The organism is Acinetobacter sp. YH12068_T (assembly GCF_024606005.1).
GTDB lineage: Bacteria > Pseudomonadota > Gammaproteobacteria > Pseudomonadales > Moraxellaceae > Acinetobacter > Acinetobacter amyesii.
The window spans coordinates 305100-318678 of record NZ_CP094555.1 but is presented as its reverse complement, the minus strand read 5'-3'; the positions used below and the strand labels follow the sequence as shown (position 1 = coordinate 318678).

The 13579-nt window shown below is 41.4% G+C and carries 12 protein-coding genes and 1 tRNA gene; 5 read left to right on the top strand and 8 right to left on the bottom strand.

Annotated features, from left to right (window positions below):
- Positions 1-6 precede the first annotated feature (6 nt).
- The 6 genes from MST18_RS01515 to MST18_RS01490 form a co-directional block, all read right to left on the bottom strand.
- The gene (locus tag MST18_RS01515; RefSeq protein WP_180133235.1) at positions 7-1503 is read right to left on the bottom strand and encodes a UDP-N-acetylmuramoyl-L-alanyl-D-glutamate--2,6-diaminopimelate ligase; all 1497 of its coding nucleotides are present in this window, start codon (positions 1501-1503) and stop codon (positions 7-9) included.
- Positions 1504-1513: 10 nt separating this feature from the next.
- Entirely contained in the window at positions 1514-3340 is a 1827-nt protein-coding gene (gene ftsI / locus MST18_RS01510) for a penicillin-binding protein PBP3 (RefSeq protein WP_180133236.1), read from the bottom strand.
- A gap of 12 nt (positions 3341-3352) precedes the next feature.
- Complete coding sequence (gene ftsL, locus MST18_RS01505) at positions 3353-3685, bottom strand: cell division protein FtsL (RefSeq protein WP_180106813.1); 333 nt, start codon at positions 3683-3685, stop codon at positions 3353-3355.
- A 10-nt stretch (positions 3686-3695) separates the two neighbouring features.
- Entirely contained in the window at positions 3696-4607 is a 912-nt protein-coding gene (gene rsmH / locus MST18_RS01500) for a 16S rRNA (cytosine(1402)-N(4))-methyltransferase RsmH (protein WP_180011304.1), read from the bottom strand.
- Positions 4608-4793: 186 nt separating this feature from the next.
- Positions 4794-5810 (bottom strand): sulfate ABC transporter substrate-binding protein, encoded by a 1017-nt coding sequence (locus MST18_RS01495; RefSeq protein WP_180004799.1) that lies wholly within the window; start codon positions 5808-5810, stop codon positions 4794-4796.
- Positions 5811-6059: 249 nt separating this feature from the next.
- Positions 6060-7067: a sulfate ABC transporter substrate-binding protein gene (locus tag MST18_RS01490; protein WP_180133237.1), complete on the bottom strand. Its 1008-nt coding sequence runs from the start codon at positions 7065-7067 to the stop codon at positions 6060-6062.
- A gap of 381 nt (positions 7068-7448) precedes the next feature.
- Here MST18_RS01490 and MST18_RS01485 point away from each other — a divergent pair, with 381 nt between their 5' ends.
- The 4 genes from MST18_RS01485 (at position 7449) to MST18_RS01470 (ending at position 10083) form a co-directional block, all read left to right on the top strand.
- Positions 7449-7742, top strand: a complete 294-nt coding sequence (locus MST18_RS01485; protein ID WP_111884133.1) for a hypothetical protein — start codon at positions 7449-7451, stop codon at positions 7740-7742.
- Positions 7743-7911: 169 nt separating this feature from the next.
- Complete coding sequence (gene gltX, locus MST18_RS01480) at positions 7912-9420, top strand: glutamate--tRNA ligase (RefSeq protein ID WP_111884132.1); 1509 nt, start codon at positions 7912-7914, stop codon at positions 9418-9420.
- A 91-nt stretch (positions 9421-9511) separates the two neighbouring features.
- Positions 9512-9587 (top strand) — tRNA-Glu (locus tag MST18_RS01475).
- A gap of 154 nt (positions 9588-9741) precedes the next feature.
- Positions 9742-10083, top strand: coding sequence for a hypothetical protein (locus MST18_RS01470; RefSeq protein ID WP_078189395.1), 342 nt, complete (start codon positions 9742-9744; stop codon positions 10081-10083).
- A gap of 25 nt (positions 10084-10108) precedes the next feature.
- On the opposite strand, the gene MST18_RS01465 is transcribed toward MST18_RS01470, so the two are convergent.
- Entirely contained in the window at positions 10109-11080 is a 972-nt protein-coding gene (locus MST18_RS01465; protein WP_180133238.1) for a zinc transporter, read from the bottom strand.
- A gap of 354 nt (positions 11081-11434) precedes the next feature.
- On the opposite strand from MST18_RS01465, the gene MST18_RS01460 reads away from it, so the two are divergent.
- Positions 11435-11845: an SEL1-like repeat protein gene (locus MST18_RS01460; RefSeq protein ID WP_180133239.1), complete on the top strand. Its 411-nt coding sequence runs from the start codon at positions 11435-11437 to the stop codon at positions 11843-11845.
- Positions 11846-11909: 64 nt separating this feature from the next.
- Here MST18_RS01460 and ettA read toward each other — a convergent pair whose 3' ends face one another.
- Positions 11910-13571 (bottom strand): energy-dependent translational throttle protein EttA, encoded by a 1662-nt coding sequence (gene ettA / locus MST18_RS01455; RefSeq protein WP_078192544.1) that lies wholly within the window; start codon positions 13569-13571, stop codon positions 11910-11912.
- Between the last annotated feature and the right edge of the window lie 8 nt (positions 13572-13579).

Genomic DNA, 13579 nt, shown 5'->3' with positions numbered 1-13579 from the left:
TGTTTCCTATTGCGCTGGATAAGCCGAGTCAGTGTTGTGATGCTGTGAATCAATTGCTGATTTCACTTCCACCACATCATCAAACCAATGTCGAACACCATCAATTTCTTGATAGTTTTCATGGCCTTTACCAGCAATCACCACAATATCACCCGCTTGCGCATGGTTGACTGCGAATTTAATCGCTTCACGGCGGTCATGGATTTCATGGACAGTTTTTCCAGTAAAATCAATACCAGCCTTCATATCTGCAAAAATTTGTTCTGGGTTTTCAGTACGTGGATTATCCGAGGTAATCAACGCAACATCTGCATGGTTTAATGCCGCTTGTGTCATCAATGGACGCTTACCACGGTCACGATCACCACCACAGCCAAACACCGCCCATAACTGTTGCGATACATGACGTTTTAAAGTCTGTAACACTTGAACTAAAGCATCTGGTGTATGTGCATAATCCACCACAAACAGGCGCTCATCATCACGGATCACTTGCATACGACCCGGCGCACCTTTTAACTTGGGCGCAGTTGCGATCAAGGCAGATAAGTCAAAACCCGCTTGCTCCGCTGAAATTAAGCTCGCCACAATATTTTCAATATTGAAGTGTCCCAATAATGGACTTTGCACCACAAATTCAGCTTGAGCAGTACGCAATTTAAATTTTGCGCCCGTTAAGCTGTATTGAATATCCGTCACTTGATAATCCGCAGCCTGACGCGTTGAATAAGTCAAAATTTTAGGCTGAGCCGGGTTTTGGCGTGCAGCATTCAACATCACTTCTGCATGTTCATCATCGAGATTGATGACTGCAACTTTGAGCGATGGAAACTGAAACAAACGTGATTTCGCTTCAGCATAGGCTTCAAGGGTTTTATGATAATCCAAATGGTCACGACTTAAATTGCTATAAGCGGCAATTTCAATTGCACAGCCATTTAATCGACCTTGTTCTAATCCGTGCGAACTTGCCTCTATGGCAGCAAACTCTGCACCCTCAAGCGCATAGGCATGCAATGCATTTTGCATATGTAACGCATCTAAAGTAGTGTGAGATGAGGCTTCTAAATTCGGTAAAATCCCGTTTCCAGTGGTTCCCATCACTGCACATTTTTTGCCTTGCAGCATGAGTAATTCAGCGATTAAGCGTGAGATCGTGGTTTTACCATTGGTACCCGTCACAGCCAAAATCCGTGCAGCTTGAGCTGGTTGAGTCGCCTGTAAATATTGCTTTTGCCACTGCCCCATCAATTGACGCACATCCGCGATCACGACACTTTGATCCAAGCCCAAATCAGTTTCTGAAATGACAGCCAACGCGCCATTCTCTAACGCTGCACGTGCAAATTGTGCTGTTTTTTCAGGTTGCGAAAACGAAGTCAGGGCAATAAATATTTGCCCTGCTGTAACTTTGCGACTATCCAGATTGAAGCCCTGAAAGGATTGCGACATCCATTCAGCGGGCTGTTCAACGGTGTATAGATCTTGAAACGTAATTTTCATTCATCACCTATTACTGGATCTTAGGAGTGTCTAAAGGTTTATCTAATGGTACGTTCATTAAACGTAAAGATTCTTGCATTACACGAGCGAAAACGGGTGCAGCCACCAGACCACCGTAATACTGACCTGTCGGGTTTTCCACTACAACAATCATGGCCAAACGTGGATCACTCACTGGTGCGACACCAGCAAAGAGTGCACGATATTCTGAAGTCGAATAGCCTTTACGGTCTGCACGTAATTTATGTGCTGTACCAGTTTTACCCGCCACGCGATAACCCGGAATATTGGCTTGACGTGCCGTACCACCCGGCAAGGTCACCGCTTCCATCATTAAAAGCACTTGATCAGCAATTTTAGGGTCAACCATCTGCTCACCTTTCGGCTTTTCCTCAAGCTTGTACAAGCTCAGTGGCATTTTGACGCCTTTGTTGGCAATCATGGCATAAGCATCAGCCAGTTGGAGCACTGTAGCGTTCAAACCATAACCATAAGCCATGGTCGCTACTTCTGACACATTCCATTTGCTCTTCGGCAAAATCAGACCAGCACTTTCACCGGGGAATTTCACCGCTGAACGTTGACCAAAGCCAAGACGTTGATAGAACGTTGGTAATGTTTCATAAGGGAGAGATAAAGCGATTTTTGCCACACCGACGTTAGACGATTTTTGAATAATGCCGCCCAAAGTCAGAGGGCCATAGTTATGCGTATCTCGGATAGTATGATTCCCTACACGCATAGAACCGGGTGCGGTATTTACAACGGTATTTGCCGTGTATTTACCGCTTTCCAATGCCATTGCCACGGTCATTGGCTTCATAGTTGAACCCGGCTCAAATGAGTCAATTGCACCACGGTTACGCATGGCATCTTTATTTAAGACACCTTTTTTATCATTCGGGTTGTACGACGGCCAAGAGGTCATCGCTAAAATTTCACCCGTTTTGACATCGACAGCAATCGCTGTGGCAGAACGTGCGTTATTGGCTACCCCGGCTGCAGTCAACTCACGATACATAATGTATTGCAAACGTGAATCAATACTCAGCGTTATATTTTCACCCGACTCAACTTCTTTCACGATCTCAGGGTCTTTAACGCGGTTGCCTTTTTTATCTCGGACAATTTGCTGCGCACCATCTACGCCTGCAAGACGTTCATTCAATTGCATCTCTAAACCTTCGATGCCCATACCCTCACTATTGGTTAAACCAATAATTTGTGAGTTTGGCTGAGGCTGTGGATAGTAGCGCTTATAGTTTTTCTCGGTATATACCCCCTGAAAGTCACGTTTCATGATCAATTCAGCTTGTTGTGGTGGCACTTCTTTCTTTAAAACTAAATAACGTGAACGTGGACGCTCATTCATTTTGCGTCTCAATTCAGCACGATCCATCCCTACAGCATCAGCGAGTTCATCTAAATTCAGATTTTTATCTGGTAATTGACGTTTTAACTTACGATTGTTTGGATCTTTAGCCAATTCGGCCGTAATTTCTTCAAAGAGTTTTTTATTGTCAAAATAATCACGTGGATCGATCACGATTTTCATGATCGGAGTACTAATGGCTAAAGGAACGCCGTGACGGTCATAGATTACACCGCGCATGGCTTTTAAGGTTTCAGTTCTTAAAATTTTGGCATTGGCTTTATTTTGTAAAAAGTCTTTATTGATGATTTGTACATAAAAAGCCCGCCCGACCAATGCAATAAAGCACAGTAAAACCACCGCCCACATCAAGTGATAGCGCCACATCTCCACCGAAATTGCTGTACGACCAGTAACAGACTGCTGTTTTTTACGCGGAGTTTGTTTGTTTCTCTTTTCAACCATGTGACCGGCAGCCTATTTTTTCTGTTCTGGAGTTTGTGGCAATGAAATAACAACGGTTTGTGCAATAGGAGGCGAATACATCCGTAATTGGGTAACTGCACGTGTCCCAATTTGGGCTGTTGCACCAAAAGTTTGTTGTTCGATCAGCAAACGTCCCCATTCTGCATTGAGGTCATCCCTTTCACGCATATAGGTACTCAATTGACGATAATCTTGGCGATATTCAAAGACTTGAAACACCACCATAATCGCACTCACAAAAACCAAGAGCAATAAAATGCTGTATGTAATGATTTTCTTAGACTGCGATTGATCAGAGTTTTTTTCGATTGCTTCGGTTTTCATTCTTTGCCTTTTAAGCTAAACGCTCTGCCACACGAAGCCAAGCACTACGAGATCGTGGATTGGCTTTAACTTCTTCTTCACTTGCTTTAATTCGTGACACTTTTTTTAAGCGGCGGGTATCTTCGCGTTTTTGTGGTAAACCCCAGCCTGTGTCTTCTGCAAGTGTAGATTCTTTTTGAATAAATTGTTTAATTAAACGATCCTCTAAAGAATGGAAACTGATCACTGCCAGAGTGCCTTCAGGTTTCAGCATCTCCACCGCTTGAGGTAAGAAGATATCAATATCGTCGAGTTCTTTGTTAATAGCAATACGAATTGCTTGGAAAGTTCGTGTCGCTGCATGTTTATTTTTTTCCCATTTCGGGTGGGCAACTTTCACAATTTCGGCCAATTGAGCTGTAGTTTCAATATACCCTGCCGCTTTAATCGCTTTGGCAATACGGCGGCTATAACGCTCTTCACCATATTTAAAAATAATATTGGCTAAATCTTCTTCTTCAATATCAACCAACCACTCTGCGGCTGTTGGACCTTGTGAATTGTCCATACGCATATCGAGTGGGCCATCTTTCATAAAGCTAAAGCCACGCTCTGCTTGGTCTAGCTGCGGAGATGACACCCCTAAATCTGCCATAATACCGTCGACCAAATCGATACCTCGACTACGCAGTTCTTCTTTTAAGTCTGCAAAACTGGCGTGAATAATTTTAAAACGCGCATCTTCTTGTTCTAATTCTGCGGCAACAGCCAATGCTTGCGGGTCTTTATCAAAGGCATAAACACGTGCATTTTCATCTAATTTAGACAGTAATAAACGCGTATGACCGCCACGCCCAAATGTGCCATCTACGAAAATTCCTGTATTGCGATCTGCCAGTAAAGCATCAACAGTTTCATGAAGTAATACAGAAATATGCGACATAAGGGTTCGTTCAACACAGCTAAAAATGTAACTGCACATTATTACCTTGTTTTAGCAAAGCTCCAAACGTCTTTTTGTACAGAAATATTACTTTCCATAGAGAAAACCGTTTTTATTTTTTTGCCATCCATTAAAAAACCTCCCGAAGGAGGTCTTTGAACATCTCAAATCATAGATTTCGATGTATTAACGCTTATTATTGTAGATCTGATCGAAGATCGCACCATTCACAAAATGTGTTTGTTGTGCTTTTGCCCAGCCACCAAAGACTTCATCAATGGTAAAGGTTTTTAATGGCGGGAACTGTGATTTATATTTTGCTAAAACTGCTGCATTACGTGGACGGTAAAAATGACGAGCTGCCATCTCTTGACCTAATGGAGAATAAAGATAATTGATATAGCCTTGAGCTAACCATTTATTGCCATTTTTTTCGACAGTTTTGTCCACGATCGCCACTGAAGGCTCAGTCAAAATCGACATCGATGGATAAACGATATCAAATTTATTTTTACCCAAAGTTTTTTGAGTAACTAAAGCTTCGTTTTCCCAAGTCAATAACACATCACCAATACCACGTTCTGCAAAAGTAGTCATCGATGCACGTGCCGCAGAGTCCATCACTTTTACGTTATGGTACATTTTACCCACGAAATCTTTGGCTTTCGCTTCATTACCACCCGGCTGTTTCAAAGCATAACCCCAAGCTGACAAGTAAACCCAACGTGGGAGACCGCCTGTTTTCGGGTTCGGGGTAATAATTTGTACGCCCGGTTTGGTTAAATCAGACCAATCTTTAATATGTTTCGGGTTGCCCTTACGCACCATGAAGACAATCGTTGACGTATATGGCGCTGAGTTATGTGGAAACTCTTTTTGCCAACCCGGCTGAATCTGACCAGACTTTACAATTTCCTCGATATCATTGGCCAAAGCCAAAGTCACGACATCACCTTTTAAACCATCAACCACGGAACGGGCTTGTTTACCTGAGCCACCGTGTGATTGTTTAAATGCGACCGTTTTACCCGTACGCTCTTTCCAATATGCACCAAATGACTTATTAAATTCGTCATAAAATTCACGCGTTGCATCATAAGAAACGTTTAAAAATTCACGATCAGCGGCCTGAGCAGACGCAGAGAAAGCAACACCAGTGGCAAGCAACGCAGCACTGAGCCACGCCTTAAATTGAGTTTTCATAACAGCCAGCATAAAGTTATATTCAATACTGCTAAATATATGAAATAAAGTCATAAATCGCAATTGCAGCGTGTTTAGACCCTTTGCTGAATACAGCTAACGCTACGAATTTAATTGTTTGTTTTTCATATTAAAATACACAAAAACAATCTACTTATTCTCTATATATAGATTTTTATGCATTACATATGCAAAAAACGGATAATCTAGATTATCCGTTTTTTGCAGCGCACATTATAGTGGGTCGTTTTACTCTTTATTCTTTTCACTATAGATTTGATCGAAAATCGCACCATTCACAAAATGTGTCTTTTGCGCTTTTACCCAACCGCCAAACACTTTATCAATGGTAAAGGTTTGAACTTTCGGGAATTGGGCAGCGTACTTTGCAGTGGCTTTTGCATCGCGAGGGCGGAAGAAATATTTACCTGCCAGCTCTTGGCCCTTAGGTGAATATAGATAGTTCAAATAACCCTTCGCCAAATTTCGATTACCATTTTTGTCGACGGTTTTATCTACTACAGCCACCGAAGGTTCAGCTAAAATCGAAATAGACGGATAAACAATGTCATATTTATCTTTGCCTAAGCCCTGAGTCGCCAACAATGCCTCATTTTCCCAAGACAGCAAGACATCTCCAATGCCGCGCTCAGCAAAGGTCGTGAGTGAACCACGTGCGCCTGAATCCAAAACTTTGACATTGCTATAGAGTTTTTTCACCAATTCTTTGGCTTTGGCATCATTGCCACCCGGTTGTTTTAAAGCATATCCCCAAGCTGATAAATAGATCCAACGCGGTGCCCCACCTGTTTTTGGATTTGGCGTAATAATTTCAACGCCCGGTTTGGTCAGGTCATTCCAATCTTTAATTTTTTTCGGGTTGCCCTTACGCACCAAAAATACGATGGTTGAGGTATACGGAGCAGAATTATGTGGAAATTGTTTTTGCCAATTTTTATTGATTTGTCCGGTCGCCACAATTTCATCAATATCATTTGCCAATGCCAAAGTGACTACATCCGCTTGTAAACCCGTTGCCACTGCACGAGCTTGTTTGCCAGAACCACCATGTGATTGTTTAAAATTAATCTCTTGTCCTGTACGTTTTTTCCAATATTGTCCAAATTCTTGGTTATATTCCTGATAAAACTCACGTGTTGGATCATATGAGACATTTAAGAAATCTTTTGCGGCATACACCTGTACCGCCACCCCACCCAACAATGCGAAAATGCCCGATGCTATTATTTTTTTCATCTGCTCAAACTCAAATTGATCTTGAGAGCACTATATAAATCAAAAATAACTTTAACAATCAGCTATCTATAATATAAATTCAAATCTATTTCTGTTTTAAAGATATCTAAAAATAACGTATTTAAAGCTTTAATTCTGCTAATGCAGCAACAATCAGAAGCGATCTCCATGCTATCTTCATAGTTGTTTGCTAAAACATCCGAAAATCTGGAGAAAACAGTCTATTTAGGTAATCCCAGTACAGACTTTTTTAGTTTTTTTGTAAAAATTGTGACGTAGTTCTACTTTTTAATTACGAAAGATGGTTAAATCGTAGTCTAAATATTAAAACTATTTTGCAAATAAAAAGTTCCATCACCAAAACTAGGGGGAGATTTGGACATGAAATTTTCATACGCGCTATGCCTAGGCTTAAGTTTAAGCGTTACTGCACAGACTGCTTTGTGTGCTGCAACCAGCACCGCATCGAATAACAAACTTACGATGCCTGCTGAACGTACCTCATTGATCGAAAAAGCGATTAATCAGCAAAAATCTGAAGGTAAAGGCCGTACAGACGATAATTTAAAAGTACTTACGTCTATTAAAGCTGCACCGACTCAAAGTTTCTTTGCATCACAAAACCAAAGTTTTTCTCGTTTTGTTCAAGCCATTTTTTCTGGTAGCAACTCATAACGACATCAGCATACTGATGCTGTCCAAGCTATTGTTTTAGACGAGTTCCCCTACTGTCGTCTAAAAAATACTAAAAAACGCCTGATCATTCAATGTTGAATTAAGCATTAAGTGATCAGGCTTTTTCGTTATAATAGATCCCAATTTACATTCTGATTAAAAGCTGATTATGACTGTTCGTACTCGTATCGCACCTTCTCCTACTGGTTTCCCGCATGTTGGGACTGCTTATATTGCATTGTTTAACTTATGTTTTGCGAAGCAACATGGCGGTGAATTTATTCTTCGTATTGAAGATACAGACCAACTGCGCTCTACCCCAGAATCTGAGAAAATGATTTTAGATTCATTGCGTTGGTTAGGTTTGAACTGGTCAGAAGGTCCAGATGTGGGTGGCCCTCATGCGCCATACCGTCAATCTGAACGTATGGACATTTATAAACAATATGCTTTGGAACTGGTTGAAAAAGGCCATGCATTCTACTGCTTCGCAACAGCAGAAGAACTCGATCAAATGCGTGCGGAACAACAAGCGCGTGGTGAATCACCGCGTTATGACGGTCGTGGCTTAAAACACACTGCAGAAGAAGTGGCACAGCGTTTGGCTGCTGGTGAACCGCATGTTATTCGAATGAAAGTGCCTGAAGAAGGGATTTGTAAATTTAACGACTTACTACGTGGTGAAGTCGAAATTCCTTGGGCGCAAGTTGACATGCAAATTCTATTAAAAACCGATGGTTTACCGACGTATCACTTAGCAAACGTGGTTGATGACCATTTAATGGAAATCACTCACGTGATTCGTGGTGAAGAATGGATTCCATCTGCGCCTAAACACCAATTATTGTACAAATATTTTGGTTGGGACATGCCTGTACTTTGCCACATGCCGCTGTTACGTAACCCAGATAAATCAAAACTGTCTAAGCGTAAAAACCCAACCTCAATTAACTACTATAAAGACATCGGCGTTTTACCTGAAGCATTATTGAACTACTTAGGCCGTATGGGCTGGTCAATGCCGGATGAAAGTGAAAAATTCACTTTGGCTGAAATGATTGAACACTTTGACATTCAACGTGTATCACTAGGCGGTCCAATCTTTGATGTTGAAAAGTTGAACTGGTTAAATGGTCAATGGATTAAAGGTTTAACACCGGGTCAATTGCTCGATACCCTACTGGCTTGGAAATCAGATCGTAATACCTTGGAAGAAATTGCTGCTGCGATTCAACCGCGTATTAATTTGTTATCTGAAGCAGTGAATTGGGCAGGTTTTTATTTCAACCAATTCCCAACACTCAGCAAAGAACAGTTTGAAAGCAAAAAATTGACTGAAGAACAAGTGCGTCAAAGCCTTCAATTTGCCATTTGGCGTCTAGAAAGCATGTTCACTTGGAACAATGACACCGTCAGCCAAACGCTTATGGATTTGGCGAACCAAATGGACATTAAACTTCGTGACTTCATGCCAACCTTCTTTATTGCAATTGCTGGTTCGACATCTTCGACACCTGTTATGCAATCGATGGTAACAATTGGTCCTGATTTAACCTTTGCTCGCTTACGTCATGCACTTGAAATTGTGGGCAGCCCGAGTAAAAAAGAAACAAAAGCATGGGAAAAACTCAATGAAACCTTAAAACTGCCGAAAAATGATGCAGTTGATGAAGCTTAATTGATTTTTTAGTTGACGGATGGGCGTTATCCCCCTAATATAGCGCCCATACCGAGAGATGGTGTCAACCAACTCTAAGTTGCCTCAAATTGTCCCTATCGTCTAGAGGCCTAGGACATCGCCCTTTCACGGCGGTAACCGGGGTTCGAATCCCCGTAGGGACGCCATATTCAAGGTGATGCAAATCATCTTATAAAAAACCCAAGCATTATGACTTGGGTTTTTTATTGCCTAAATTTTATCTGATTTAAATTTACGGTATTTTTGCTTTCTGCGTCATTCTGATTAAAATAAACCATAGATTAAAATTATGGAGTTGCAATGCAATACCGTTGCCCTAAATGTCAAAGCCCTAAAATTATGCCTCTTGCGCAAGCAGGCCAGCCTGTTGCTCGTCCTGTCGTGCCTAAAAGCCTGATTATCCTCATCCCTGCGGTATTTATTCTTTTACTGTTGGTGATTATCAGCATCGCAATGTGGATTTTTGGTGACGGTGCAGGCACTACATTACAAACTGCGACTGTTGTTGTATTTATTGCTTGCTTGATTGCTGGCTTCATGTTCTATCGCGACCTGCCAGATTTCAAAATTTCAATGCAAGGTTTTATGCAATCACAGAAAAAATGGAAATGCCGCGAATGTAATCATGAATGGGAAATCTAAGCCGGCCATTTAAATTACATCAGCATTAGTGCTGATGTGATTCATCATGAGAATGCGCGTGATCATCTTGATGATGCCCATGTGCATGATCAGACTTTTGGGTATGTTGGTGTACCACACATTCATCTTCTTCGATTTGTAATGTCATCTCCGTGATTCCATGTTCATGTTGCAACATTTCAATCGCCTCAAAATACAAGGCATTACGATCGGCTTCAGGTGCAAAGAGATGAACTGTCAAATGCACATTCTTTGATGTTATTGCCCAGACCTTTAACTGGTGAATACTCTCTACCCCATTGAGTGCCAATAAATCATTGCGTAACTTTTCTATGTCAATTTCTTCAGGCACGCCTTCTAATAAAATATTGATACTTTGTTTGAGTAAAATCCAAGTCCTTGGTAAAACCCAAAAGCCAATGAGCACCGCTATAAGCGTATCGACCCACATCCAGCCCGTAAAATAAATAATCGCTGCACCAATAATTACACCAACCGAACCTAGGGCATCACTCAACACCTCTAGATACGCCCCCTTCACATTCAAGCTTTCTTGTGAACTGGAAAATAAAATACGCATCGAGATTAAGTTAATGATCAAACCAATAACGGCGACCATCATCATGCCCATACTTTGAATTTCAGGTGGTGTCGAAAAGCGCTGATAGGCCTCATACAAGATATATATTGCAACTACAAATAACATCAAGGCATTAAACAAGGCAGCTAAAATCTCAAAACGCTGATAGCCAAAGGTGCGTTTGTTGTCAGCAGGAAGCTTGCCAATTTTAATCGCGACTAATGCTATAGCAAGGGCTGCGGCATCAGTGAACATATGTGCCGCATCTGACAATAGCGCCAAACTTTGTGTCACAAATCCAGCAATGACTTCAATAATCAAAAACGTCGTGGTCAGTGCTAAGGCAAAACTTAATTTTTTGACATTCCCTTCCGTCACAACGGCATGGCTGTGGTCATGCCCATGATGCTCACTCATTATTTTCTGACCTTTATAAATTATATATTCTTCAATCTTGAGCTTAACAGGTGCAGTAAACGTAATAAAATTACATTATTCAACCAACAGCATGGCATTTTACTCTCAAACTTTAAAACTGCTTTTTTCAGCATCTACTTTCAATTTATTCAAATTAATTTTTCGCAATCTAGATGACTGAAATCACTTATAGATATTTTTCAAGAACTATTCACATATCATGACAAGCATGCTAATTTTCATCTTAAGTGTGATCTGTTTAAAACAATTAAATCATTCATCGCAGCGCACGAATGACTGAAATTAATATTTTTATTAATCAAGTGGTTATATTTAGAAACAAGGAGTTTAACAATGATGATACAAGCTCTGAAAAAAATCTATGCACTGTTGTCACAACAGATGAATCCAAAGTTGCAAGGAATGCATCTTTCGGTTCCAGAAGCCGAGGGTAATTATGCCCAAGGCACTTATTTCGAAATTCTTGCGGCTCAACACCATCAAGACTTTCTCAGTCACCATACTATGGATTCAGCAGACCAATCCCCTACTGACTATCGCAATGCTATGTGGAATTTTTTAAGTGCCGCATTAAAAGGTCATAAAGATGCCCAATATCGCTTAGGTCTTGGTTATTTACGTGGAGAACTCGGCTTGGACCGTAATTATGAACTTGCAGAACTTTGGCTCAGTAAAGCTGCTGCACAAGGCCATGAACATGCAGACTACGTCTTACATCATGCCTATGAAGACATTGTCGTATAGTCATCACACCCTAAGCAATAAAAAACCAGCCCGCAGGCTGGTTTTTTTATTTTAAAACTGGAACTTAGTTGCCAATTTTGCGGTATTTTTGACGCTTTGCAACAAGGTCATCACCATCACGTTTACGACGGTATTCTTCAAATTCATGGTAGTTACCTGTAAAGAATTCAGGGGTTTCACCTTCAAATGACAAGATGTGCGTAGCAATACGGTCGAGGAACCAACGGTCATGCGAGATCACCATTACAGTACCCGGGAATACTAAAATGGCATCTTCAAGCGCACGTAAAGTTTCAATATCCAAGTCGTTTGACGGTTCATCGAGTAAGATGACGTTTGCACCCATTTGCAGGATTTTCGCAAGTTGTAAACGGTTTCGTTCACCACCTGACAATTGACCTACACGTTTTTGCTGATCTTGACCTTTGAAGTTAAAGCGACCGATATACGCACGAGATGCGATTTCGTATTCACCAATTTTCAAGATATCTAAACCGCCAGAAACTTCTTCCCAAACAGTTTTGTTGTCATCTAAGGTGTCACGAATCTGACCAACATAAGCCACTTTAACAGACTCACCCAGTGTAATTGTACCTGTATCTGGTTGTTGTTCGCCTGTCATCATACGGAATAATGTGGTTTTACCCGCACCGTTTTCGCCCACGATACCTACAATTGCAGCAGGTGGTACAACGAACGATAAATCTTTATAAAGTGTACGGTCACCAAAGGATTTACTAATACCTTCAACTTCTACAACTTTATTACCTAGACGTGGACCAGGTGGAATATAGATTTCAGACGTTTCATTACGCTGTTGGAATTCGCGTGAGTTAAGCTCTTCAAAACGCTCCATACGCGCTTTGTTTTTCTTTTGCTGACCTTTGGCATTTGAACGAACCCATTCAAGTTCTTTTTTCAATGCTTTAGCAAAAGATTCTTCTTGCTTCTGCTCTTGCTCTAAACGGGCATTTTTCTGCTCTAACCAAGAAGAGTAGTTGCCTTGGTATGGAATACCCATGCCGCGGTCAAGCTCAAGAATCCACTCTGCCACATTATCCAAGAAGTAACGGTCATGGGTAATCGCAACGATCGTACCTGGGAAGTCTTTCAAGAAACGTTCCAACCATGATACTGATGAAGCATCCAAATGGTTCGTTGGTTCATCTAGAAGTAACATGTCTGGTTTAGACAATAACAAACGGCAAAGTGCAACACGACGGCGCTCACCACCAGACAGCTTAGATACATCTGCATCCCAAGCTGGAAGGTTCAACGCTGCAGCAGCCTGATCCATTTGGTTCACAATATTATGTGCATCCCATGAATGAATAATGGCTTCTAACTTCTCTTGTTCTTTTGCAAGTGCGTCAAAGTCAGCATCTTCTGCTGCATATTCTGCAAACACTTCATCAAGACGCGCCAAAGCATCTAACGGCTCACGTAAACCGTCTTCAACGTTACCACGAACGTCTTTGCTTTCATCCAATGGCGGCTCTTGTTCAAGGTAACCAATTTTGATACCCGGTTGAGCACGTGCTTCACCTGAGAAATCTTTATCTACGCCCGCCATAATACGAAGCAAGGTAGATTTACCTGCACCGTTTAGACCAAGCACACCAATTTTTGCGCCTGGGAAAAATGATAAAGAGATGTCTTTCAGGATTTCGCGCTTAGGCGGAACCATCTTCGACACACGGTTCATCGTGTAAATATATTGGGCCACTTAGGACT